Source organism: Streptomyces sp. NPDC016469 (genome assembly GCF_040632905.1).
In the GTDB taxonomy this organism is placed as follows: Bacteria; Actinomycetota; Actinomycetes; order Streptomycetales; family Streptomycetaceae; genus Streptomyces.
Window position 1 is genome coordinate 15,032 of record NZ_JBEYCQ010000022.1, and the last position, 23,347, is coordinate 38,378.

At 73.9% G+C, this 23,347-nt stretch carries 18 protein-coding genes and 1 tRNA gene; 6 read left to right on the forward strand and 13 right to left on the reverse strand.

The genetic code is table 11. The annotated features are described in order from the left end of the window. Positions 1-61: 61 nt before the first annotated feature. The 5 genes from ABZ565_RS24055 to ABZ565_RS24075 all read right to left on the reverse strand — a co-directional run bounded on the left by ABZ565_RS24055 (position 62) and on the right by ABZ565_RS24075 (position 6,759). Positions 62-3,112: an NPCBM/NEW2 domain-containing protein gene (locus tag ABZ565_RS24055; protein ID WP_361030463.1), complete on the reverse strand. Its 3,051-nt coding sequence runs from the start codon at positions 3,110-3,112 to the stop codon at positions 62-64. Positions 3,113-3,234: 122 nt separating this feature from the next. Continuing rightward, positions 3,235-4,464, reverse strand: coding sequence for a cysteine--1-D-myo-inosityl 2-amino-2-deoxy-alpha-D-glucopyranoside ligase (mshC, locus tag ABZ565_RS24060; RefSeq protein WP_361030466.1), 1,230 nt, complete (start codon positions 4,462-4,464; stop codon positions 3,235-3,237). A gap of 109 nt (positions 4,465-4,573) precedes the next feature. Then, positions 4,574-5,413, reverse strand: coding sequence for an SCO1664 family protein (locus ABZ565_RS24065; RefSeq protein WP_361030469.1), 840 nt, complete (start codon positions 5,411-5,413; stop codon positions 4,574-4,576). Continuing rightward, positions 5,377-5,967, reverse strand: a complete 591-nt coding sequence (locus tag ABZ565_RS24070; RefSeq protein WP_143623319.1) for a DUF3090 domain-containing protein — start codon at positions 5,965-5,967, stop codon at positions 5,377-5,379. The genes ABZ565_RS24065 and ABZ565_RS24070 overlap by 37 nt, the downstream gene beginning before the upstream one ends. A 93-nt stretch (positions 5,968-6,060) precedes the next feature. After that, positions 6,061-6,759, reverse strand: coding sequence for a histidine phosphatase family protein (locus ABZ565_RS24075; protein WP_361030473.1), 699 nt, complete (start codon positions 6,757-6,759; stop codon positions 6,061-6,063). Positions 6,760-6,833: 74 nt separating this feature from the next. On the opposite strand from ABZ565_RS24075, the gene corA reads away from it, so the two are divergent. Continuing rightward, entirely contained in the window at positions 6,834-7,829 is a 996-nt protein-coding gene (corA, locus tag ABZ565_RS24080) for a magnesium/cobalt transporter CorA (protein ID WP_361030476.1), read from the forward strand. Positions 7,830-7,842: 13 nt separating this feature from the next. Here the strand turns inward: corA and ABZ565_RS24085 are convergent, their stop codons facing one another. Next, the gene (locus ABZ565_RS24085) at positions 7,843-8,631 is read right to left on the reverse strand and encodes a ferritin-like domain-containing protein (RefSeq protein WP_361030479.1); all 789 of its coding nucleotides are present in this window, start codon (positions 8,629-8,631) and stop codon (positions 7,843-7,845) included. A gap of 233 nt (positions 8,632-8,864) precedes the next feature. Then, positions 8,865-9,914 carry an LLM class F420-dependent oxidoreductase gene (locus ABZ565_RS24090; protein WP_361030482.1) on the reverse strand — a complete coding sequence of 350 codons (1,050 nt, stop codon included), beginning with the start codon at positions 9,912-9,914 and terminating at the stop codon, positions 8,865-8,867. Positions 9,915-10,055: 141 nt separating this feature from the next. On the opposite strand from ABZ565_RS24090, the gene ABZ565_RS24095 reads away from it, so the two are divergent. Together ABZ565_RS24095 and ABZ565_RS24100 are read left to right on the forward strand one after the other, a co-directional pair. Continuing rightward, positions 10,056-11,039: an aldo/keto reductase gene (locus ABZ565_RS24095; RefSeq protein ID WP_361030485.1), complete on the forward strand. Its 984-nt coding sequence runs from the start codon at positions 10,056-10,058 to the stop codon at positions 11,037-11,039. After that, complete coding sequence (locus ABZ565_RS24100; RefSeq protein WP_361030488.1) at positions 11,036-13,468, forward strand: helix-hairpin-helix domain-containing protein; 2,433 nt, start codon at positions 11,036-11,038, stop codon at positions 13,466-13,468. Before ABZ565_RS24095 ends, ABZ565_RS24100 begins: the two co-directional genes overlap by 4 nt. A gap of 91 nt (positions 13,469-13,559) precedes the next feature. Here ABZ565_RS24100 and ABZ565_RS24105 read toward each other — a convergent pair whose 3' ends face one another. Then, positions 13,560-14,219: a hypothetical protein gene (locus ABZ565_RS24105; protein ID WP_361030491.1), complete on the reverse strand. Its 660-nt coding sequence runs from the start codon at positions 14,217-14,219 to the stop codon at positions 13,560-13,562. Positions 14,220-14,266: 47 nt separating this feature from the next. Here ABZ565_RS24105 and ABZ565_RS24110 point away from each other — a divergent pair, with 47 nt between their 5' ends. After that, on the forward strand, positions 14,267-14,455 hold the full coding sequence (locus ABZ565_RS24110) for a DUF5703 family protein (protein WP_164404066.1): 189 nt from the start codon (positions 14,267-14,269) through the stop codon (positions 14,453-14,455). 99 nt (positions 14,456-14,554) lie between these two features. On the opposite strand, the gene ABZ565_RS24115 is transcribed toward ABZ565_RS24110, so the two are convergent. The 3 genes from ABZ565_RS24115 to ABZ565_RS24125 form a co-directional block, all read right to left on the reverse strand. After that, positions 14,555-15,331: a chaplin gene (locus ABZ565_RS24115; protein WP_361030494.1), complete on the reverse strand. Its 777-nt coding sequence runs from the start codon at positions 15,329-15,331 to the stop codon at positions 14,555-14,557. 135 nt (positions 15,332-15,466) lie between these two features. Then, positions 15,467-15,700 (reverse strand): chaplin ChpH, encoded by a 234-nt coding sequence (gene chpH / locus ABZ565_RS24120; protein WP_361030497.1) that lies wholly within the window; start codon positions 15,698-15,700, stop codon positions 15,467-15,469. 143 nt (positions 15,701-15,843) lie between these two features. Beyond that, positions 15,844-17,178 (reverse strand): M20/M25/M40 family metallo-hydrolase, encoded by a 1,335-nt coding sequence (locus tag ABZ565_RS24125; protein WP_361030500.1) that lies wholly within the window; start codon positions 17,176-17,178, stop codon positions 15,844-15,846. A 182-nt stretch (positions 17,179-17,360) separates the two neighbouring features. Here ABZ565_RS24125 and ABZ565_RS24130 point away from each other — a divergent pair. Then, positions 17,361-17,448: transfer RNA gene (locus ABZ565_RS24130), tRNA-Leu, on the forward strand. Positions 17,449-17,467: 19 nt separating this feature from the next. Here the strand turns inward: ABZ565_RS24130 and ABZ565_RS24135 are convergent. Together ABZ565_RS24135 and ABZ565_RS24140 are read right to left on the reverse strand one after the other, a co-directional pair. Further along, complete coding sequence (locus ABZ565_RS24135) at positions 17,468-21,904, reverse strand: tetratricopeptide repeat protein (RefSeq protein WP_361030503.1); 4,437 nt, start codon at positions 21,902-21,904, stop codon at positions 17,468-17,470. 6 nt (positions 21,905-21,910) lie between these two features. Beyond that, on the reverse strand, positions 21,911-22,231 hold the full coding sequence (locus ABZ565_RS24140; protein ID WP_361030506.1) for a CU044_2847 family protein: 321 nt from the start codon (positions 22,229-22,231) through the stop codon (positions 21,911-21,913). Between the two features lie 119 nt (positions 22,232-22,350). On the opposite strand from ABZ565_RS24140, the gene ABZ565_RS24145 reads away from it, so the two are divergent. Further along, complete coding sequence (locus tag ABZ565_RS24145) at positions 22,351-23,343, forward strand: hypothetical protein (RefSeq protein WP_361030509.1); 993 nt, start codon at positions 22,351-22,353, stop codon at positions 23,341-23,343. Positions 23,344-23,347 lie beyond the last annotated feature (4 nt).

Sequence of the window (23,347 nt, forward strand, 5' to 3'; positions counted from 1 at the left end):
GGCGGGTGCGAACCCGCCCGGCTCCCGCGCTGTGTGACGGCCATGCAGAACAGCCGGTCGTTCAGGAACAGACGAAGCGCGCCGCGGCCCAGTCGCCGTGGTCGCCGGTCTTGGACCCGTTCGTGTCCGTGACCTTCAGGCGCACATGCCGTGCCCCGTCGAGCGCCACGTCCACCGGTACGGTCGCCGAAGCTCCGGTCACCTTCGGCGAGGTCCACAGCACCTTGCCGTCCGCCTCCACGGAGAACGCGACCTCGCCGTACCCGTTGATCTCGTCGTCGATGCCGGCGTCCGCCGTGAACCGGGAGCACTGTCCGCCGAGGTAGACCTCGATGCCGGAGTCGGCGTGGGTGCCGATCCCCTTCTCGTACGTCTTCCCGGCCAGCGTGAGCGGGTGTCCGTCGGCCGCGCCCGACTCGCCGTTGCTGCGGTCGCGTTCGGCGGGGCCGTAGCCGTTGGCCGCGTTCAGCCACTCCAGGTCGCTCGCCCAGGTCTCACCGCTGGGCGGCGCCGGCATGACGGAGACCGCGAGGCGTTCGCCGGCGGTGCGGGACTCGCCCGCCGACCGGTAGCGCGCGAGGGCGGTCAGCCGCGCCTCGCCGGCCTTCGCGTCCTTCGCCGGGGTGACCCGGACCTCGACGCGGCGGGTGGTGCCCGCCGGTATCCGCTCGACGGGCGCGGCGGGGGTGGCCTGCCAGCCCTCGGGGACGTCGAGGGTGACGGACGCGTCCGTCACATCGGCCTTGCCTGCGGTGACGTCCACGCCCACGGTGCTCGGGGCGCCGGCGCCGGCCTCCTGGCCGCGCGGGGCGGTGACGGTGGCCGTGGCGGCTGCGTCGCGGCCACCGACCGCGCTGGCGTGCTGGAGCTTCACGGAGAACTTCCGGTCCGTGGGCAGCGGTGCGGTCTTGATCTTCACCACGCCACCCCGGTCGTCCCGGTCGTAGAACCAGCCCTGCTTCGCCTTCGCGTACGCGGCGGCCGAGGGGAGCCGGGGCAGCTTGCCCCTGAGCTGGACCGCGCTGGGCTCGGAGCCGGTGTGCACGGTGAACTCGTACGGGCGGCTGCTCTGCTTGCCCTTGTACGCACCCTCGCTCGCGCCGATGTCCACGGTCACGTCGCCCGACCCCCGGGCCGGTGCGCGGACGTCGGCGGTCTGCGTGGCGTACGCGCCGTCGCGGTGCTCGCGGGTCACGCCGTCGTCCTCGTACAGCGTGAACGAGGAACGGCCCTGCGGGTAGATGTCCCAGGCGAGCGGGGAGCCGGCGGTGCGGTCGGTGTACGAGCGGATGCCCGGCCACATGGGCACACTGGCCCCCGCCTTCACGAACAGCGGGAGGGTGTCCAGCGGGGCGCTGTAGTCGTCGAGGGTGACGGGGCCCTGGTAGGTGCGCCCGGTCCAGTAGTCGGTCCAGGTGCCCTTCGGCAGGTAGATGCCGTCGCGCTCGGTGCTGTCCTCGTAGACCGGGGCGACGAGGAAGTCCTCGCCCGACATGAACTCGTACTTCGCGGCGTCGGTCGCGGCCTTCGGATCGTCCGGATACTCCAGGACCAGCGGGCGGACCATGCCGACGCCGGTCTTGGTCGCCTCGTGGGCGTAGGAGTACTGGTAGGGCAGCAGCGACTCCTTGAGCTTGAGGTAGTCGCGGTTGACGGAGGTGTACGGCTCGCCGTAGCGGAAGGGCTGCTTGTCGCTCGCCGCCCAGCCGTCCATGGTCATCGTGGTCCCCAGGAACATCTTCCACTGGAGGTCACGGGTGTAGGTCTTGGCGCTGCCGCCGAAGATGCCGTCGACGTCGCCCGTGGTGTAGGCGAGGCCGGACATCGTGGCGCCCGCGTAGGTCGGGATCTGCCAGCGGATGTAGTCCCAGGTGCCGTACTGGTCGCCGGACCACTGGACCCCGCAGCGCTGCGCGCCGGCCCAGCTCTCGGGGGCGTACGTGAAGCCGCGGGCGTCGCTGTTGGCCTCGATGCCCTGGTAGGCGTCCTTGCAGCCGTCGAGGGCGAACTTGTAGCCCGAGCCGACCCAGGCGACGTCCAGCTTCGCGACGCGCTGCCCGGCCTTGACCTGGTCGCCGAGCTTGTCGATGCCGTCCTCGGTCCACAGGCCGAGCTGGGTGCCCCGGTCCTGGAGGCCCTTCGCGGTCTCGGCGAGGTCCTCGTAGCCGCAGCCGTAGCCGTCGTTGACGAGCATCCAGCCGTTGGGCATGTCGTTCTCCACGTAACCGTCGGAGACCTTCAGGGCGTCCAGGGTGTGGCGCTCGCCCCGGTTGGCGTTGTGCAGGTAGCAGTCGGCGTCGCCGATCTCCAGGCCGTAGACCGGCGGCAGGAACGGCTTGCCGGTGAGCTGCGTGTACTGGCCGATGACGTCCTTGGCGCTGTCGCCCGCGAAGTAGTAGGCGTCGAAGCGCCGCTCCTTCTCGCTGGTGGTCACCGGGTCGTCGAAGGCGTAGGTGCCGGGCGCGAAGGTGTTGCGGAAGACGCCGTAGCCGGCCGATGAGAGGTAGAACGGCACCGAGTTGGGGTGGCCGCCGTCGTTCCAGTTGTAGTCGACGCCCACCTCGACGGTCTTGCCCCGGTGCGAGGTGTTGCCCCGGCCGTTCTGCATGCCGGCGCCGTAGAACTGCTCGTCGGCGCCGCGCGCCAGGGTCTGCGTGGTCTGCTCGGCGTCCCAGCTCAGCCCCTTCGCCTCGGACCACACCTGGCTGCCGTCGGCCCGGTACAGGGCGAACCGCAAAGGCGACTTGTAGACACGGAGGGTGACGCTCCGGGTGGACAGCTCGTAGCGGTCGCCGCGCTCCTTCCAGCGGGTGCGCGGCGGGGTGCCCTGCGGGAGCACGATGGCGTCGCCGGCCGGGTCCTCGAAGGTTCCGTCGGGGGCGAGTTCGATACGGAAGGTCTCCTCGGAGACGAAGCTGACCCGGGCCTTCGCCGCCCCCGCCGTCAGGCGGTACACGGCCCCGTCGGCCGCGAAGCCGGTGAGATCGCCGACCGTCGTGCCGGCGGGCTCCGCCGGGCCGGCGGCCCGGGCCGCACCCGGTCCGGTGAGTACGGCGAAGAGTCCCAGCAGCGCTGCAACTACCGCCGATCTGATGCGCGTTGATGATTGCATAGAGCGCTTTTAGCGCAGCACCGAGCATTTGACCATGGACAAAACGGAACCGGCCCCGAACTTCATGAAGAAGTCCGGGGCCGGTGAAGTCGGCTGCTACGACGGAGAGTGACGAAAAGGAGCTAGAGGGCCACGCCGAGGAGCGCGTCCACGGTACGGGAGACGAGACCGGGCGCCCCCTCGTCCGTACCGCCCTCGGCGGCCTGCCGCTCGGCCCAGCGGTCGACGGCGGCCAGCGCGGCCGGGGCGTCCAGGTCGTCGGCGAGGGCCGCGCGGACCTCCTCGACCAGGGCGTCGGCGGACAGCCCGTCGGGGCGGGAGACGGCGGCGCGCCAGCGGCCGAGCCGCGCCACGGCGTCGGCGAGCACCTGGTCGGTCCACTCCCAGTCGGAGCGGTAGTGGTGGGCGAGGAGGGCCAGGCGGATCGCGGCCGGGTCCACGCCCTCGCGGCGCAGCGCGGAGACGAAGACGAGGTTGCCCTTGGACTTGGACATCTTCTCGCCGTCCAGAGCCACCATGCCGGCGTGCACGTACGCCTGGGCGAAGGGGTGCTCGCCGGTCAGCACCTGGGCGTGCGAGGCGCCCATCTCGTGGTGCGGGAAGGCGAGGTCGGAGCCGCCGCCCTGGACGTCGAAGCCCATGCCGAGGTGGTCGAGGGCGATGGCCACGCACTCGATGTGCCAGCCGGGCCGGCCGGCGCCGAGGGAGCCGCCGTCCCAGCTCGGCTCGCCCTCGCGGGCGGCCATCCAGAGCATCGGGTCGAGCGGGTTCTTCTTGCCGGGTCGTTCCGGGTCGCCGCCGCGTTCGGCGGAGAGCAGCCGCATCGCCTCGGCGTCGAGGTTCGACACCTCGCCGAAGTGCGGGTCTGCGTCGACGGAGAAGTAGACGTCGCCGTCGAGCTCGTAGGCGGCGCCCGCGTCGCGGAGCCGTTCCACGAGCGGCACGATGCCGGGTATCGCCTCGACGGCTCCGATGTAGTGGCGCGGCGGGAGCATGCGGAGCGCGGTCATGTCCTCCCGGAACAGGGCCGTCTCGCGCTCGGCGAGCTCGGTCCAGTCCTGTCCGTCGCGCACGGCCCGCTCCAGCAGCGGGTCGTCCACGTCCGTCACGTTCTGGACGTAGTGAACCTGCCGCTTGGTGTCGAGCCACACGCGCTGTACGAGGTCGAACGCGTTGTAGGTCGCCGCATGACCCATGTGGGTCGCGTCGTACGGCGTGATGCCGCAGACGTAGATGCGGGCGACGGGACCGGGGTCAAGGGTGATCCGTCCGCCGGTCGCGGTGTCGTGGATCCGAAGGTCGCGGCCCTTGCCGGGCAGGGCGGGGACCTCAGAAGCGGGCCAGGCATGCATGCCACGAGCGTAACCGGATGCGGCTTCCGGATACGAACCGGAGGGGTGATCCTGACCGAAGAGGCACTCTTGCGCCGCCGCCCCCGACGTGCTTCGGGCGGACCGGGCGTCAGACGGGCGGCCAGGGGATGGCCGGCCACTCGCCGCTGGGCTCCCGGTGCAGCCCGGTCGCCCGCAGGCCGCCCACGCGGGCCCGCAGGGCCTCGATCTCGGCCGCCGTGATGAGGTCGGCCAGCCGGGTGACCAGCGGGGCGCCGGGCTCCAGTGCGGCGGCCAGCCGGTCCAGGACCTCGACGGCCTCGGCGGTCAGGGGTTCGCCCGCCCAGCCCCAGAGCAGGGTGCGCAGCTTGTCGTCGGCGTTGAAGGTCACCCCGTGGTCGATGCCGTAGAGCCGGCCGCCGGGCGCGGGCAGCAGGTGGCCGCCCTTGCGGTCGCCGTTGTTGATGACGGCGTCCAGGACGGCGAGCCGCCGCAGCCGGGGGTCGTCCGCGTGCACGAGCAGCGCGGTCCTCCCCTCCTCCACCTCGGCGAACGCGACGGCCTTCCAGCCCTCGCCGGGCTCCTCGTCCTCGACCAGCGCGAGCAGCCCCGGCTCGTCCTCGCCCGGCTCCCCGGCCTCGATCCACAGCTGGCACATCCCCTGGCCGTACGGCCCGTCCCGCAGCACGGTCGGCGGGACCAGGCCCCAGCCCGTGGCCTCCGAGACCTCGTAGGCGGCCACCTCGCGCTGGGCGAGGGTGCCGTCGGGGAAATCCCAGAGCGGCTGCTCGCCGGCCACCGGCTTGTAGACGCAGTACGCCTCCTCGCCCTCGTGGGCGACGGAGCAGTACAGCACCGCGTTGGACGCGCCGCGGACCTGCCCGAGGACGGTGAGGGTGCCCTCGGCCAGCAGGGCGACCTGCTCCGCGTCGGTCAGGCGCCCCGGCGGTATCCGTTCTGGCGCGGGCATACGTGTCCTTCCGGGTCGAGCGGCAGGCTGCACAGCGGGCAGGGCGGGCGGCCGGCGTTCACCACGTCCAGGGCGCGCTTGGCGAAGGCGCGGGCCTGGGCGCCGGTGAGCCGGACGCGGAGCATCGGCGGGCCGTTCTCCTCGTCCTGGAGCAGCCTCTCCTCGGCCTCGGCGAGGTCCTCGACGGAGTCGGCGTCCAGCTCCACCAGGGCCTGCGCCTCGACGATCATGCGCTGCTCCTCGCCGTCCCAGGCGAGCGCCATGGTGCCGACGCGGAACTCCTCCTCGACGGGGACGTCGAGCGGCGCGGTGTCCGTGACGTCCATCGGGGCGACGGCGGGCACCGGGGAGTTCCCGCCGGTGCGGCGTACGACTTCGTCGAGCAGTTCGTCCACGCGCTCGGCGAGCGCGGCGACCTGGGTCTTCTCCAGGGCCACGCTGGTGACACGTCCGCCTGAGGATGCCTGCAGGAAGAACGTACGGCGTCCAGGCAGCCCGACCGTGCCGGCCACGAAGCGGTCCGGGGGGTCGTAGAGGAACACCTGACGGGACACGTCCTGTCTCCCTTGAGAGTCGACGGGCAGATGAGGGTGGGCCGGAGTCTCGGAAAGCGTTCTACGGCGCGTCCACCCTACTGCGCGCGGCGATCACGGCGCCCCAGCGCCGCCCCCTACCGCCGCGTCCTGCCCGGCGGCGGCGTCCGGGCCCGGTTCGCGGGGCGCGAGTCCGGCGAGGTCGCCCGTGTCGCCGAGGCGCAGCAGATAGGGGCGGAGCCTCGTGTAGCGGATCGCGGTGACCGAGCACGGGTCGGCGTGGACGCGCTGGAAGAGGTCCAGGTGCATGCCGAGCGCGTCGGCGACCAGGGACTTGATGATGTCGCCGTGCGAGCACATGACGTAGACGGCGTTCTCGCCGTGCTCCGCCTCGATCCGCGCGTTCCACTCCCGTACCGCGTCGACGGCGCGGGCCTGCATCGCGCGCATCGACTCGCCGCCGGGGAACGCGGCGGCGGAGGGGTGCTGCTGGACGACGCTCATCAGCGGTTCGTCGGTGAGTTCGGCGAGCTTGCGGCCCGACCAGTCGCCGTAGTCGCACTCACTGATCCGGTCTTCCACGTGCAGCGGCAGGCCGGGGCGGGCGGCCAGCAGGGGTTCCAGAGTCTCCCGGCAGCGTTGCAGGGGGCTGCTGACGGCGGCGGCGAGCGGCAGTGCGGCCAGCCGTCCGGGGAGCGCGGCGGCCTGTGCGGCGCCGCGCTCGTCGAGGGCGACGCCGGGGGTCCGGCCCGCGAGCACTCCGTCCGTGTTGGCGGTGGAGCGTCCGTGGCGTACGAGGATCAGGGTGGGCATGCCGTCCAGCGTACGGGCGCGGCCCGGTTTCCCGGTGGGGCCAAAGGTGCATACCGGGCCGGAAGCAGGGAAGAATGCGCGCCGTGATTGTCGACTGCGCCATCTACCGCGACGGACGCCGGACCGAGGGCCCCGCCGACTTCTCCGACGCCCTCGCCGAGGCACGGAAGTCCGGCGACGCGTTCCTCTGGATCGGCCTGCACGAGCCGACGGAGAAGGAGTTCGACCTCGTGAGCAGCGAGTTCGGGCTGCACCCGCTGGCCGTGGAGGACGCCCTCTCCGCCCATCAGAGGCCGAAGCTGGAGGTCTACGACGACTCGCTGTTCGCGGTGATCAAGCCCGTCCTGTACGACCACGACAGCGACACGGTCACCACGCACGAGCTGATGGTGTTCATGGGTGATTCGTTCGTCGTGACGGTGCGGCACGGCGAGGGCGCGCCCCTGGCCGCCGTGCGCCGCCGTCTCGAGGCCGAGCGGGAGGTTCTGAGGCACGGGCCGACGTCGGTCCTCTACGCGGTCAGCGACGCGATCGTGGACCACTACATAGACGTGGCGGGCGAGCTCCAGGTCGACCTGGAGGAGCTGGAGACGCAGGTCTTCGCGCCGAGCGGCACGGACGACTCCAAGAACACCGCGGCGCGTATCTACACCTTCAAGCGCCAGGTGCTGGAGTTCCGCCGGGCGACGGTCCCGCTGTCCGCGCCGATGGCCCGGCTGGCGAGCGCCGGGGTGCCGTTCGTCCAGGAGCACGCTCAGCCGTTCTTCCGGGACGTCCAGGACCATCTGACCCGGGCCAACGAGCAGGTGGAGGGTCTTGACCGGCTGCTGTCCGACATCCTGTCCGCGCATCTCGCGCAGATGGGGGTCCGGCAGAACGACGACATGCGCAAGATCTCCGCCTGGGCGGCGATGGCCGCGGTGCCGACGATGGTCGCGGGGATCTACGGCATGAACTTCGAGCACATGCCGGAGCTGCGGTGGGTCGGCTCGTACCCGCTGGTGCTGCTGCTGATGGCGGGGGCGGTCCTGGGCCTGTACCGCCAGTTCAAGCGGCGCGGCTGGCTCTGACGGCCCCCGCCGCTCAGGCGTACTCGGGCGCGGGCGTCGCGGGTCCGCCGAGGGCGTCGCGCCGGGTGGGCGGTGCCAGGCTGACCATGCGCCGCCAGCCGCCGAGGCGTTCGTACGCGTACATGGCGTGGATACCCGCGGCGAGCACCCCGGCCTTCGCCCGGGACCAGCCGAGCACCCGGCCCATGTGGTCCATGACGGCGAGGCTGACGTCGCGGTAGATCCGGATCTCGGCGAGCGCGCACTCGCGCAGGATGCGCTGGATCGTGCGGCCGTGCCCGGCGCGCGCGAAGCGCAGCAGCTCCTCGTGGCAGTACGCGAGGTGGTTGTCCTCGTCGTTCGAGATCATCCGGACCGCGCGGCCGAGCTCGGGGTGGTCGGCGAAGTGCTTGTTCAGCAGCCGCATCTGCTCGGACGCCCGCTGCTCGGTGACCCGGCTGTGGGCCAGGTACGTGATGATGTCGCGCTCCGTCAGGGGCTCGTCGCGGCTCAGCTGCTCGTGCGCGAGCCCGATGCCGTGGCGCTCCAGGAGCATCGTGTAGTCGGTGTCCGGGGGGATGGGCGCGGGGTGCAGGCCGCGCTTCCTGAGCAGGGCGTTGAAGATCCTGCCGTGCTTGTCCTCGTCGGCGCCGTGCCGGGCGATCTTGGGGGCCAGCGGGCGCTGGCTCACGGGGACGAGGGCCGCGATCCGGCCGTTCTCCCAGCCGCCCTGCGACTCTCCGCTGGCCGCGATGGAACAGAAGAGCCGGAACGAGTCGTCGTTGTCGAGGATCTCCTGGAACAGGTTCTTTGCCGAGAGCATCACTGCCACCTCCGTGCCGGCGTCGCCGAGGGCCAGTCAAATGCGCGGGGCCGGGGCGGGCAACAGGAGCGGACGGCGGCTGGGCCGAACGGGTGGTGCCGGGGCGGGATCGCGGCGGGCGAACCGTTTTTGCGTGACCCCGTAACCCCGCCGCCCCGGGCGCGTTGTTCCCCGTGACGGCCGTGGCGGGGAGGACCCCCGAGCCCCCACCACGGCCGCAGAGCCCTTCCCGGTTACGCGAGCCCGGCGCGCTCCAGCGCGTCCGTACCGGCCCGGAGCGCGGCGATCCGCTCGTCCAGGGTGAAGCCGGCCGGCGCCAGGGTCAGGGTCGTGACCCCCACCTCCGCGTAGGCCTGCATGCGCTCGGCGATGCGGTCCACGGACCCGAGCAGCGTGGTCTGGTCGATCAGCTGGTGCGGTACGGCGGCCGCCGCGCCGCTCTTGTCGCCGGAGAGGTACTTCTCCTGGATCTCGGCGGCCTCCTTCTCGTACCCCATGCGCTGGGCGAGCCGGTTGTAGAAGTTCTGCTTCGCGCTGCCCATGCCGCCGACGTACAGCGCGGTGTACGGGCGGAACATGTCCGCGAGGCCGGGGATGTCGTCGCCGACGGCGAGCGGCACGGTCGGGCAGACGTCGAAGCCCTCCATCGTCTTCCCGGCCTTCTCCCGGCCGGCCCGCAGATGGCTGACCGCGGTCTCCTCCAGGTGCTCGGCCGACGGGAAGATCAGCAGGGCGCCGTCGGCGATCTCGCCGGTCTGCTCCAGGTTCTTCGGGCCGATCGCGGCGATGTAGAGCGGGATGTGCTCGCGCTGCGGGTGCACGGTCAGCTTGAGCGGCTTGCCCGGGCCGCCCGGCAGCGGGAGCGTCCAGTGCTCGCCCTCGTACGAGAGCCGCTCGCGGGTCATCGCCTTGCGGACGATGTCGACGTACTCCCGGGTGCGGGCCAGCGGCTTGTCGAACTTGACGCCGTACCAGCCCTCGGAGACCTGGGGGCCCGACACGCCGAGGCCGAGACGGAAGCGGCCGCCGGACAGGGAGTCGAGCGTGGCCGCCGTCATGGCCGCCATCGCGGGCTGGCGCGCCGGGATCTGGAGGATGGCCGAGCCGACGTCGATGGACTCCGTCTGGGCGGCCACCCAGGCCAGCACGGTCGGCGCGTCGGAACCGTATGCCTCTGCCGCCCAGCAGACGTCGTAGCCGAGCCGGTCGGCCTCCTGCGCGACGGCGAGATTGTCGCCGTCCATCCCCGCGCCCCAGTAGCCGAGATTGATGCCGAGCCGCATAGCCGAACCCCTTACCGATCAGTAACGTCCCTGAGTTCCGGACTTTAGCGCGCGGGAGCGCGCTCCGGCAGGGGGCCGCCCACGCGCGGGTCGTCCACAGCCCTGCGCCGCGTGCGCCCGCGGCCAGTAATCTCAGCGCCCATGGAGCAGAGGCATCTGGGCCGCACCGGCCTTCGTGTGTCCAGGATCGGGCTCGGCACCCTCACCTGGGGCCGGGACACCGACGAGCACGACGCTGCCGAGCAGCTGAAGGTGTTCTGGGAGGCGGGCGGCACGCTGGTCGACACGGCCGATGTGTACGGCGGCGGCGAGGCCGAGTATCTGCTCGGGCGGCTCGTGGACGGCCTGGTGCCGAGGCGGGACCTCGTCATCGCGACCAAGGCGGGCAGCGTCGCCGACCCGTACCGCAGGGTCGACGCCTCGCGCGGGCACCTGCTGGCGGCCCTCGACGCCTCGCTGAGCAGGCTCGGCACGGATTACGTGGACCTGTGGCAGCTCCACGCGTTCGACCCGGACACCCCGCTGGAGGAGACGCTCCAGGCGCTGGACCTCGCGGTGTCCTCCGGGCGCGCCCGCTACGCCGGGGTGTCCGGCTTCTCCGGCTGGCAGCTCGCGAAGGCCGCGACCTGGCAGCTCGCCGCGCCCGGGGCGCGGACCCGGCTCGCCGCGACGCAGATGGAGTACTCGCTGCTCCAGCGCGGCGTGGAGCGCGAGGTGCTGCCCGCCGCGCTCGACCTGGGCGTCGGGCTGCTGCCTTCGTCGCCGCTGGGCCGGGGCGTGCTGACCGGCAAGTACCGCACGGGGACACCGGCCGACTCGCGCGGCGCGTCCGAGCTGCTGGCCCCCTTCGTGGAGCCGTACCTGGACGACGCGGCGGGCCGCATCGTGGGCGCGGTGGCGACCGCGGCCGACGGACTGGCCACCACACCCGTCCAGGTCGCCCTGGCCTGGGTCCGGGACCGGCCCGGAGTGGCGGCCCCGATCGTCGGCGCGCGCAACGCGGAGCAGCTGACGGAGGCGTTGTCAGTGGAGACGCTTAGTCTTCCTGACGAGATCTGCCAGGCGCTGGACGACGTGTCGGCGCCCGTGCACCGCTATCCCGACCAGGACTGGAGCACGCTGTGACCGCGCTACCCCGGGGCGAATCCCCCGGCTCCCCGGCCACCGAACCGGCTGTCGCCGCCGAGGCCGCCCCGGCGGGCCCCGGCGACGCCCCGTCGCCCTCGGGCACCGAGGCCGCCGGCACGGAGGCAAAGGGGGGCGCCCGCCCGGACACCGGGGACGAGGCCGCCGGCGCGGACGGTGCCGCCGTAGGCAGGGAGGGCCTGAGCGACACGCAGGACAGCGCGGCGGGCGACGCGCAGGGCAGCGCCGCGGGCGATGCCCCCGGCGAGGCGCGGGACGAGTCCGGCGTCGGCGGGACAGCCTTGAGGGCTGCGGGCGATGCCCCCGGCGAGGCACAGGGCGACCCCGGCGGCGCGGAAGCGGCCGATGGTTCCCCGGCCGACGGACAGGCCGGCGCCGAAGGCGCCCCCGCGGTGTCCGAGGCCGAGGCCGAGATCGCCGCTCAGCGGGAGTTGCGGGAGCGGATCGAGAAGCGGAAGGCCGAGAAGGACGGGCCCGTCGAGGCCGGGGGGAAGCTGAGCGGGACCGCGGCCGATCTGCTGGCGGCCGTCCGGGCCGTGGAGAGCGGGCAGAAGCCCGCCACGGCGTTCTACGACTCGCCCGCACCGGCGCCCGCACGCCGGGCGGCCCCCGCCCCGGCTCCGGTACGCGAGCGGGCCCCCGAGCCCGCCTCCGCGCCCCGGGCCGTCTCGCCCGAGAGCGTCGCCGCCGTGGCCGACGTGCTGTCCGCCGGAGGGGCCCCCGCGGCCCTGGGCCGGTCCGCCGCCGCGCTGCTCGGGGACCGGGCCGCCGAGATCCTGCGCGAGGACCCCTGGCAGCTGCTGGCCCTGCCCGGCGTCGGACCCGAGCAGGCCGACGGCTTCGCCCGGGCGCTGCTGGGCGCGGCCTGCGGGCCCGACGACGAGCGCCGCACCGCCGCCCTGACCGGCTGGGTCCTGGAGCGCGCCGCGCTCCGCGGCCACACCGCGCTGGACGCGGACCAGGTGCGCGAGGCCCTGGCCGGCCGGGGCGTGGGCGACCCCGCCGCGGCCGTGCAGCACGCCGTGGCGGAGGGCGTCGTGCTGGTCTTCCAGGACGGCCCCGAGGACCCGGACGACGCGGGGGGCGAGGAGGACGCGGAGGCGACCGACCAGGCCGCCGCGCCGGGCCCCGTGCTCCTCGGCCTCGACCGGTACGCGCTGGCGGAGGAGAGCCTGGCCGACGGGCTGGCCCGGCTGGTCAACGGGGGCCAGGAGGACGCGGACTGGTCGGAGGCGGCCGCCGCCGCGCCCTCCCCGTCGGCTGCCGAGCTGATCCGCGCGGCCGCCGCCCACGGTGTCGTCGCGCACACGGGCGGCGAGGCGGCCCGCGCCGAGCCGGCCGCCCTGATCGCCGCCGCGCGGAGCCTCGGCCTGCGCGCCCTGGGCGCCGCGCACAGCGTGGACGGCCGTCGGCGGCTCGCGCGGGACATCGGCGCACCGGAGGCGGCCGTCACGCTCGCCGGGCTGCTGTCGGGCGCCGAGGGGCCGGGGCGGGACGAGGAGGGGGCGCTCGCCCTCGACCTGCTCGTCGTGCTGGACGCGCCCCAGTTGGACGTGGAGACCGGCGCGATGCTGGTGGAGTCCCTGGCCGACGGCGCCCGCCTGGTCCTCAGCGGCGACCCGGGCGTGCTCGGCTCGGCGGGCGCCGGGCAGGTGTTCGCCGATGTGCTGGCCGCCCGTGCCTGCCCCCGCGTCGTCTCCCGCACCCCGGACGCCGGACCGATCGGCGAGCTGGTCTCGGGCATCGGCATCGGTGAGCTGAACCAGGTGGCGGCGCCGGGCAAGGAGGTCGTCATCGTCCCGGTCCGGGACGCGGGCGAGGCGGTGCACCGCACGGTGCAGCTCGTGGCCGACTCGGTGCCGCGCGCCATCGGGGTGCCGTCCGGCGACACCCAGGTCATCACGGTGGGCCACGGCGGCGCCGCGGGCACCCGGGCGCTGAACGAGGCCCTGAAGCAGCGGCTCAACCCGGGCCCCGGCCGCTTCGGCGGGTTCGACCCGGGCGACCGGGTCGCCCATGTGCCGGCGCCGGGGCGGACGGTGCCCGGCGTGGTCGTGTCGGCGGACGCGGAGGGCCTGCACCTGGACTGTGCGGGGACCCCCGTCGTCGTACCGCAGGAGCGGGTGGCCGACTCCGTGCGCCACGCATGGGCGCTCAGTGCCCACCAGGCGGCCGGGATGCGGTGGCCGGCGGTCGTCGTGGTGCTGCCGGGCGACGCGGCGCGCGGGCTGAGCCGGCCGTGGGTCTACACCGCGTTCGGCCGGGGCGAGCGCCATCTGTCCGTGGTGCACGGCGCCGACCAGGCCCTGCCGCGTGCGGTGGCCGAGGTGCCCGCCCAGGAGCGCACCACGCGCCTGCGGGCCCTGCTGGAGGCGTCCCAGGCGTCCCAGGAGCCCTCGAAGCAGTGAGAGCCGCGGAGGGGCCCCCGCAGACGCGCCAGGCGTCCGCGGGGGCCCCTCCGGCCGCTCCGGCCGCTCCGCCGGGGTCCGGGGCGGCGGTTCAGCCTGCGGGGTGCCCCGGTCCCTCCACGTCGTCGTCGAGGTCGTCGTCATCGAAGACCGCGCTGACGTCGAAGCGGCAGACCACCAGCTGGGGGTCGGCGTCGTCGAACGGGGCGGCCAGCCACTCCCCCGGTTCGGGGAGATCGTCCGCCGCCGCGACCCAGAGCGTGGAGTCGCCCTCCTCCAGGCCGAACTCCGTGTGCCGGGAGGCGATCTCGTCCGCCTCGTACTCCCCGAAGAGCACCCCCAGCGCCGCGTGCACGCTGTTGCCGACGACCGCCGACCCGCCGTCCTCCCGCTCGTCCGGGTCGGCGTCGGCGAGGCGCTGGGCCTGGGCCACCAGCCGCTGGGGCTCCACCACCGCGTAGTCGCGGCGGATCAGCACGCTGAGCGCGTGCGGCTCGTCGGGCCCGTTGTAGGGCGGCAGGGCGTCCTGCTCTCCCGGGATCTCGAACGGGGTGACCTCGTCGTGGCGGTCGTAGAGGAGTTCGTCGTAGACCTCGGCGGCGGCGGCCAGTGCGTTGAACGCGGCGTAGACAGCGGGATCATCGTCCCCCGACCGGCGTTCGACCGCCGCGAGGTGGTGGTCGATCGCGGCTTTGACCGCATCGGCGGCGGCGCGTACCTCGGCAGCGGTGGGCTGCGCAGCATCAGACATGGGGCAGACGCTATCCGTACCGGGCCCTTGCCCGCACAATGGATTCGATGCCGGAATACGAATTTGTCGATGTGTACGTGCCACGCGGGGTGTCCCGGAAGGACACGGCCCGCCTGTTGACCGACCATGCCGAGTACGGGCACTGGGAGCTGGATCGTCTGACCCTGCGCCTGGACGGCAGTCGCCGCGTGCGGCTGCGGCGCCGGATCATCCGTCAGCTCCGGGCCACGTGGTAGGCCGGAAGGCCCGGCCGAAGACCGTCCGACCACGCGAAACGGGCCCCGCGAGTGCGGGGCCCGTTTCCTGTCGTCGTGCTCGCCGGTGCGGCGCTGCCGTCAGGCGGCGGCCTTCGCGCGGCGGTAGAGCACCGTGCCCGCGCCGGCCAGCAGCAGGCCCGCACTGGCCGGAATGAGCAGGTCGAGCCCGCCCGCTCCGGTGTGGGCGAGCTGCGGCGCCTCCGGCACGGTCTGCGGCTCCGGCGTGTTCGGAGTGGGCTTCTCGGGCGTCGGCGGCGTGACGTGGCGGACCGGGGGTTCCGGAACGTCGACCGGCGGTGTGCTCTCGTTCTCGCACGTGTTGCCGATCGCCGGGTTCAGCAGGCCGACGACATCGATGCTGTTGCCGCAGACGTTCACGGGGATGTCGATGGGCACCTGGAGCTGGTTGCCCGAGAGCACACCGGGCGAGCCCGTCGCGCTCCCCTGGGCGGTGGCCCCGCCCCCGTTGTTCCCGCCGTTGCCCCCGCGGTCGGCCCGGTGCTTGCCGGTGCCCGTCTTCGCCCCCCGGGCGTGGTCGTCGGAGGCCCGGTGTCCGGCGTGGCTGCCGGAGGTGCCCGAGGCGGAGCCCGGCCGGCCGGCGGACGCGCCGTCCGAACCGTTTCCGCAGGCGTTTCCGACGGCGGGGTTGAGCAGTCCGACGACGCTCACGGAGTTTCCGCAGACGTTCACCGGCACGTGGACCGGGATCTGCACCGAATTCCCTGAAATCACCCCCGGGGAATTCGAGGCGCCGCCGGCCGCTCCCGCGTCGGCGTGCGCGTAGCCGCCGCCGAGGGCGAGAACGCCACCCGCGGCCGCCATGGTGATCAGGCCGTTTCGCGTGACCTGTCGCATAGGTGTTTCCTGCCTTCTACCTTCCGGAGTACCCCCGGACTACCGTGCGGAGGCAAAGGACCCGACGGCCCCGGAGCGCGTGGAGCGCGGTCCGGGGCCGAGCGGGCTCAAACCCTTACGGGTTGACGCGCGACGTCAGTCGTTGACGCAGACGTTGCCGAAGGCCGGGTTCAGCAGACCGATCACGTCGATCGTGTTGCCGCACACGTTCACGGGAACGTGGACGGGAACCTGGATGACGTTGCCCGAGATGACGCCGGGGCTGCCGATGGCAGCACCCTGGGCGCCCGAGTCGGCCACGGCCATGCCGGCGCCCGCGAGCACCAGACCACCGGTGGCAGCCGCCGCGGCGACGATCTTCTTGATCATGATTCCTCCTAGTTGGCAAACGCGGTCCCAGCCGCGGACCGCACCCCCTGTAACGAGGAGGAAGTAACGGGGCTACGAGCCGAACGCCCCATTCACTCGTTCCGGTTAGAGGCGTACACGCTGGCGATTTACGCCCTTGCGGGTCAGCTGTGGTCGATGAAGCGGTCCAGGACCCGGGCACCGAACTTCAGCCCCTCGACCGGAACCCGCTCGTCCACGCCGTGGAACATGCCCGCGAAGTCGAGCTCCGGCGGGAGCTTCAGCGGGGCGAAGCCGAAGCAGCGGATGCCCAGGTCGTCGAAGGACTTGGCGTCCGTGCCGCCGGAGAGCATGTACGGGACGGCGCGGGCGATCGGGTCCTCGGCCTTCAGGGCCGTCTGCATGGCGTCCACGAGCGCGCCGTCGAAGTCGGTCTCCAGCGCCTTGTCCCCGTGCACGTCCTCGCGCCGGACGCGCGGGCCGAGGATGCGGTCGAGGTCGGCCAGGAACTCCTCCTCGTACCCCGGCAGGAAGCGCCCGTCGACGTGGGCGGTGGCCTGGCCGGGGATCACGTTGACCTTGTAGCCGGCGCCGAGCATGGTGGGGGCGGCGGAGTTGCGCAGGGTGGCGCCGACCATCTTGGCGATGCCGCCCAGCTTGGCGAGCGTGGCCTCCATGTCCTCCGGGTCCAGCGGGGTGCCGAGCGCGTCCGACAGCTCGTCCAGGAAGGACCGCACGGTCTTGGTCACCCGGACCGGCCAGGTGTGCCGGCCGAGCCGCCCGACGGCCTCGCACAGCTCGGTGATCGCGTTGTCGTCGTTGGTCATGGAGCCGTGGCCCGCCGTGCCGTCCACGGTCAGGCGCATCCAGTGCATGCCCTTCTGCGCCGTCTCCACGAGGTACAGCCGCAGGTTCTCGTTGACGGTGAACGAGAAGCCGCCGACCTCGCCGATCGCCTCGCTGACGCCCTCGAACAGACCGGGGTGCTTGTCCACGAGATAGCGGGCCCCGTATGTGCCGCCCGCCTCCTCGTCCGCGAGGAAGGCGAGCACGATGTCACGCGGGGGCTTGCGGCCGCTCCGCATCCGCTCGCGCACCACCGCGAGCGTCATCGCGTCCATGTCCTTCATGTCGACGGCGCCCCGGCCCCACACGCAGCCGTCCGCGATCTCGCCGGAGAACGGGTGGTGCGTCCAGTCGTGCGCGTTGGCCGGGACGACGTCGGTGTGGCCGTGGATCAGCAGGGCCGGGCGGGAGGGATCCTCGCCCTCGATCCGCGCCACGGTGGAGGCGCGGCCCTTGTGGGATTCGAAGATCTTCGGTTCGAGTCCGACCTCGGCCAGCTTCTCGGCCACGTACTCGGCGGCCGCCCGCTCGCCGGGCCCGGAGTGGTCGCCGTAGTTGCTGGTGTCGATCCGGATCAGGTCACGACAGAGGTCCACCACCTCGTTCTCGGCGGTCTCGCCCGAACCGTTCCGGGCCGCATTGCTCTCGCTCACGCTGGTTCCTTCCCTGTCGCCGTGGTGCTCCCCCTCATCCTCCCGCGCGCCGCCCGCACACCCAAGGCCCCCCGCGCCTCGTCATGCGGCCTTCACACGGGACCGGGCGTGATCGAGCACCCTCCAATGTTTGCTATGGTTTTCCACGTCGGAACGGGCGAGGCCCGCGAGACAGACACCTTGTCCGGGTGGCGGAATGGCAGACGCGCTAGCTTGAGGTGCTAGTGCCCTTTATCGGGCGTGGGGGTTCAAGTCCCCCCTCGGACACCAGCCACAGGCCCACGGTTCCTCAGGAACCGTGGGCCTGTGCCGTTGTGCGGCCCTCCCCGGTGCGGCCGGCCAGGCCGTACCAGAACGCGGCCTCCTCGTGGGCGCCCTCCGCGTCCGCCACATCGCCCAGCAGCGCGAGCAGCGCGGGCGGGAGCGGGTGCGGGGCGGCCGGAGCCGGGCGCGCGGGGGCGGTGAGCGTCGGGCGGTCGGTGCGCGGGGGCGCGGTGTCGTCCATGGCCGTCTCCTCGTCCGGGAACCCGTCGTCGGGGTCGTCGTCGTCCGTGACCAGAGGCCGGTAGATCTCCATGGCGCGCTCCCGTCGTCCCGCGCTCAGCAGCAGTTCCGCGTACGTCTGGCGGGCGCCGGTCTCCGTGTCGCCGTCGCCGTCGGCGCACTCGATGGCCGCTTCCAGCCAGGGGTACGCCTCCTCCGGGCGGTTGTCCGCCGCCAGGACGCGGCCGAGGAGCAGCAGGGCCTGGGGGCGGTGCTCGGTGTCGTCGGAGCGGGCGAGCGGCAGCAGGACCTCCTCGGCCTCGGGGAGCAGGCCCAGGCGGAAGAGGGTGCTGCCGAGGTAGCGGCGGGCGAGCGGTTCGGTCTCCGGGTCGCCCGCGGCGAGGGCGTCCGCCAGGAGCTCGCGGGCCCGGTCCAGGTCGTTGACCGAGCGCCGGACGACGCCGAGCAGGGCGCCGATCCGGGGCGCGGTGTCGGGGCCGGCCAGCTCCAGGGCCGCTTCGAGCAGTTCGCCGGCCGTCTGCACCTCGCCCGTCTCCAGCAGGTATTCGCCGGCGCCGAGGTAGCCGGCGACGATGGCCTCCGCGTCGCCGGAGTCCTCCACCCGCACCAGGAGCGCCTGCGCGGCGTCCGGGTCGCGGTGCAGCAGCCGTACCGCGAGCCAGGCCCGGGCGACCTCGGTGACCTGGGAGGGTTCGCCGTCGACCACCGTGCGGACCAGGGCCTCGGCCGCCTCGTCCTCGCCGTCGGCGGCCAGGCACTTGGCGAGGTGGAAGCGGGCGAACTGGGAGGCGGCGCCCACGTCGGCGTCGGCGGCGGCCCGCAGCTGCTCCCGGCCCTCCTCCGGCCGGTCGTTGCCGAGGTGGACGACGCCGAGGACGCCGCGCGCCCAGGCCTCGGCGCCCGGGTCGTCCGAGGCGGCGACCACCAGGAGCAGGCGTTCGGCCTCCGCGAAGTCGCCGTGGTCGGCGAGCAGGACGGCCAGGTCCATGCGGGCGATCAGCGACCACTGGGCGTGGCCGGATTCGATCGCGACGCGGTAGAAGTGCTCGGCGTCCTCGAAGCGGCCCTCGCGCACGAGGAGGTCGCCCAGCAGGTCGGCCGCGCGGGGGCCCTGGTGGGGGTGGCCGGACTCGATGACCGCGGTGAAGAGTTCCACGGCCGCCTCCGCGCTGCCGCTGCCGCCCCGGGCCGCTTGGAGCAGGGCGAGTTCGATCCGGACGACCTGGGCCCAGTCGCGGTGTCCGGAGGCGACGGCGAGGCCGTACGCATGCTCGGCGTCCTCGATGCGGCCCTCCCGGACGAGGAGGTCGCCGAGCGCGGCGGCGGCGAGCGGGGAGAGGCCGGGGTGGCGGGCCTCGATGACGGTGTCCAGCAGCCGGGCCGGGCGGTCCAGGCCCTCGCCGCTGCCGGCGAGCATCAGGGCCAGCTCGACCCGGGCCATGCCGCCCCACTCCGGGTGGCCGGTGGCGATGGCCCGCTCGAAGAACTCCTCGGCGGTGATCAGGTCGCCCTCGTTCGCGTACCACTCGGCGAGGCCGCAGGTCGCGCGCGGGCCCTGGGCCGGGTGGCCGGACGCGGCGGCCTCGCGGAGCAGGTCCATGCCCTGCTCGATGAGCCCGCGCGGGCGGAGGGACACGGCGAGCAGGATCTTGGCGTACGGGACCAGGAGTGGGTTGCCCGATGCGATCAGGGCCCGCAGGACCTCCTCCGCCTCCTCGTTGCGTCCTCGTACGATCAGCAGCTCGCCGAGGCCCACCTGTGCCCGGGGCACGGCGTGGACGCTGCCGCCGGCCAGGGCGGAGCGCAGCAGTTCCTCGGCGCGGTCGACGTCGCCCTGGCTGACCAGCAGGGAGCCGAGGCTGGCCTGCGCGACCGAGACGACCTGGCCCGCCATGGACTCGCCGACCGCGCGGGACAGCGACCACGGCTGCTCGACGGGTTCGGTGCGCCCGGCGGGGGCGCCGCCGGCCCGCACGGTGGCCTTGCCCTGGCCGCTGCCGGGGCGTTGACCCGTACGCGCTCCGGCGGCGTCGCCGTCGGCGCCGCTGAGGACGCTCACCAGCCGGGCCTGGGCGAGCGGGGCGGCCTCGGTGTCGCCGGCCGCGACGATCGCCTCCAGCATGCGTTCGGCGCGCTCCTCCTCGCCGTCCGCGAAGAGCAGGGTGGCCAGGCCGACCTGGGCGACCTGGGAGAGCTGGGGGTCGCGGGCGGTGACGGCGCTCTCCAGGAGCCGGCGTGAGCGGTCGCGGTCCCCGTACATCATGAGCAGTTCGGCCAGGACGGTCCGGGCGAGCGGGACGACGCTGTCCACGGCGGACTCCGCGGCGCGTTCCAGGAGCCGGGCGGCGGCGTCGAAGTCGGCCAGGTAGAGGTGCATCTCGCCGAGCATCAGCGCGGCCCAGGCGGCGCTGTCGCGGTCGTCGGTGCCGTCCGCGATGCGTTCCAGGAGCCGTCCGGCGATCACGGCCTCGCCCCGGACGAGCGCGGTGTAGGCGCTGGGGAGGAGTGCGGCGGCGGGACGGCGGTCGGCGAGGTACTTCCAGGCGAACCACGGGACCGGGGCGGACGGGTCGTCGTCGCGGCTGTCCAGGTACTCCGACAGGTACGGGGTGCCGGTGTAGCCGCCGGGTCCCGGGGCGCGGTGGAGGAGCGCGATCGTGCCCGCGACCGGCTCGCGGGCCCAGGCCAGGGCGGTGCGGTAGGCCGTGTCGTCGGCGTCCAGCGCGGGGTGGTGCTCGGCCAGGTAGCCGGCGAACAGTTCGCGCAGGACGGCGTCCGGGACCGGGTCGGTGACGCCCATGCGCATCCAGTCGGCGGCGGCCCGGGCCAGGGCCCAGCCGGGCGGGCAGCTCTCGGCGCCGTCGGTGAAGCGCCGCTCCAGGCTGGGGGCGGCGACCATGAGTTCGCCGATGCCCCGCGTCGCGAAGTCCTCTCCCGGGTACGCCCCCCGGGCCGCCTCGGCGTCCTGGGGGCCCAGCAGGGTGGGCAGTTCGACGGTGCCCGCCTTGTCGATGACGGTGCGGGCAATGCGGCCGACGTCGTTCTCCATGGCGGTCAGCGCGGCCCGCTGCTTGGCGGGGAGGGTCGCCACGACCGTCACGGCGGGCCGGCGGCGGGCCAGCCGGTCCAGGATCTGGAGGTCGAGGCCGCCGGGGTGGAGGTAGCGGTGCAGGTCGTCGAGCCAGAGCACGACGCGGTCGGAGCCGGTGGGCAGGCTGAGCCGGCTGAGGTCGTCCAGCGTCCGGCGCGCCGAGTCGCCGGGGCGGGGCACGACGAGCCGGGCGTCCGGCATCACCCGGGCCAGCGCCTCGTACAGGGTGCGTGACTTGCCCGCCTTGGAGCGCCCGGCGAGCAGCACGAATCTGCGGGTGGTGAGGAGCTCGGCGAGCCGGCCGTCCTGGGGGCTGCGGCGCACGTAGGGGGCGCCGGCGGAGCCGTCCCGGTCCGGGTCGCTGTATTTGGAGCGGCAGACGCCGATGTCGTACGGGTCCACCTCGTCCACCCTCGGGATGCGGCCGTCCGCGGTGAGGGGGGTCCAGAGCAGGGCCTCCAGCCGGTCGCGTACCTCGGTCGTCGTCATGTCGCGGACGAGGGGGGCGAGTCCGGGCCAGTAGCGGGCCAGGGACTCCGCCTTGACCGCGTAGGCGGTGCGCCGGTCGACCGAGGTCACCGAGTCGCGGGCGACGAGCATGCCGACGACGCCCTGGCGGTCGACGTCCCACACGGGTCCGCCCGAGAAGCCCTTCTCCAGGCCCCAGCCGGTGTGCGGGCCCGCCTCCACCTGGATCCACTCGCTGCCGGCGTGGCCGATGATCTCGCCGCGTACCGGGACGCCCAGGCGCTTGTGTTCCTCGGGGTAGCCGTAGGCGCGGAAGCGGTGGTCCCAGGTGCCGGGGTCGGTGGTGCGGAGCGGGGCGGGCAGGGCCTCGGGGGGTGCGGGGGCGGCGAGTTCGAGGACGGCGACGTCGCCCGTGCCGTCGCCGGTGTCCGGGTGCCAGCCGCCGGGGACGACCGCGGCGGGCAGCGGGTCGTGCGGGGCGGCGTACTGGAACCGGACGAAGACCGGCCGGGCGGGCGGCTCCGGGGCCCGGCCGGGGCCCACGACGTGGGCGCAGGTCACGATGTGGCGCGGGGTGACGAGGAATCCGGCGCCCACCGGGTCGCCGTGCTCGGTCCTGCGTACGCTGACCAGCCAGGGCGGGCGTTCCCGGTCCGGCGACACCGGGGGTCAGTCCCCCTGGGGGCGGTTCCAGCAGACCTTGACCGCGAAGTGCCCCTCGATCGCGGTCTTGGCGATGACCACGCCGGACTCGGCGTTGAACTTCATGCCGAACTCGATCTCGTACGCGTCGGGGCCGAGCGCCCGGACGGACTCCATGACGGAGCGGAGCGCGGGGCGGGTCTGGGCGAGCGCGTCCTCCAGCCGCCGGCCGGCGCGCACGACCTCGCCGGAGTCGCGCGAGATGCGTTCGAGTCCGGGGGCGTCGTCGGGTACCTCGACCTGGAGCGAGGCGCCGTCCGGCCCTTCGAAGGACACGACTTCCGGCATGAAGTCCCCCTGCGTTCGGGTGGGTTGGGGATCGATCGTATCGGCCGGGACGACCCCCGCGAGGGGCTTCGGGTGATGTGATGATGGTGCGGGTGTGCACCCGGGGGACGGAGGGCGTCGTGAACGAGGCCGCGGACGAGATCGCTGCCGCGCTGTCGGGTGCCGGGGCGGACGGGCCGGAGGCGGAGGTGGCGCTGCGGGTCCTCGGCCTGGCCTTCCGGTGGGCCGGCGCGGCGCTGGGCCGGGTCGACGGCGGTGAGAGCGGTGCGCCCGCCCTCGCGGCGCTGTTCGCGCTGGAGGACGCGCTCGCGGAGTCCGGGGCGCTGGCCGACGCGCTGCCGGGGCTGCTGGCGGCGGCGATGCCGGGCGAGGCGTTCGTCGGCGGTACGGAGGAGCTGATGCGCCGGCTCGCCGCCGTACGCGAGCGGGTCCGGGAGGAGCGCGAGCGGACCGATCTCGCGCACGCCGCGCTGGAGAAGCTGGCGGCCGCCGAGGAGGCGTTGCGGGACCGGCTCGCCGAGCACGAGGCGCTGCGCCGCCAGGTGGACGAGTTGCGGAGGCTGGAGCGGCTGGTGCTCGCACTGGACGCGCTCCAGGAGCAGCAGGAGGTCATCGCGGGGCGGCTGGCCGCCCTGCGCGGCCGGGACGCGGGGGTCGAGGGGACGTTGCGGACCAGCAGCGACGCGCTGGTCCGGCTCTCGGAGGACCGGCTCGCGGCCCTGGCCCCGCGCACCCGGGAGGTCCTGGAGCGGGCCGGGGCGGCGCAGCGCGCGCTGGCCGAGGAGGAGCGGGTGCACGGCGACGCGGCGGCCGACCTGGCCGAGCGGCAGGCCCGGCTGGAGCGCATCCGCGAGGCGCAGGGCGACCGGGTCGCGTCGCTGAGGCGGTATGCGGAGGTGGACCGCGAGCTCGCGGGCGCGCTGGCGGCGCCCGGGGGCGCGCCGGACGGCGCGGTGGCGCCGGAGCACCGGGTGACGCTGGCCGAGGTGGAGGCGGCCGCGGAGGAGATGGAACGGCGGCTGGGCGCGGCGGACGAGGCGCTGCGGCGGGTGCTGGCCGAGCGGGACGCCCGGGACCGGGGCGGGAAGTCGGTGGTGCACCGCACTCCGTAGCCCC

Bases quoted from the DNA above. Each gene is read 5' to 3' on its own strand.
- ABZ565_RS24055 (WP_361030463.1), bottom strand. From the start codon at position 3,112: ATGCAATCATCAACGCGCATCAGATCGGCGGTAGTTGCAGCGCTGCTG.
- mshC (WP_361030466.1), bottom strand. From the start codon at position 4,464: ATGCATGCCTGGCCCGCTTCTGAGGTCCCCGCCCTGCCCGGCAAGGGC.
- ABZ565_RS24065 (WP_361030469.1), bottom strand. From the start codon at position 5,413: ATGCCCGCGCCAGAACGGATACCGCCGGGGCGCCTGACCGACGCGGAG.
- ABZ565_RS24075 (WP_361030473.1), bottom strand. From the start codon at position 6,759: ATGCCCACCCTGATCCTCGTACGCCACGGACGCTCCACCGCCAACACG.
- corA (WP_361030476.1), top strand. From the start codon at position 6,834: ATGCGCGCCGTGATTGTCGACTGCGCCATCTACCGCGACGGACGCCGG.
- ABZ565_RS24085 (WP_361030479.1), bottom strand. From the start codon at position 8,631: ATGCTCTCGGCAAAGAACCTGTTCCAGGAGATCCTCGACAACGACGAC.
- ABZ565_RS24090 (WP_361030482.1), bottom strand. From the start codon at position 9,914: ATGCGGCTCGGCATCAATCTCGGCTACTGGGGCGCGGGGATGGACGGC.
- ABZ565_RS24095 (WP_361030485.1), top strand. From the start codon at position 10,056: ATGGAGCAGAGGCATCTGGGCCGCACCGGCCTTCGTGTGTCCAGGATC.
- ABZ565_RS24105 (WP_361030491.1), bottom strand. From the start codon at position 14,219: ATGTCTGATGCTGCGCAGCCCACCGCTGCCGAGGTACGCGCCGCCGCC.
- ABZ565_RS24110 (WP_164404066.1), top strand. From the start codon at position 14,267: ATGCCGGAATACGAATTTGTCGATGTGTACGTGCCACGCGGGGTGTCC.
- ABZ565_RS24115 (WP_361030494.1), bottom strand. From the start codon at position 15,331: ATGCGACAGGTCACGCGAAACGGCCTGATCACCATGGCGGCCGCGGGT.
- chpH (WP_361030497.1), bottom strand. From the start codon at position 15,700: ATGATCAAGAAGATCGTCGCCGCGGCGGCTGCCACCGGTGGTCTGGTG.
- ABZ565_RS24140 (WP_361030506.1), bottom strand. From the start codon at position 22,231: ATGCCGGAAGTCGTGTCCTTCGAAGGGCCGGACGGCGCCTCGCTCCAG.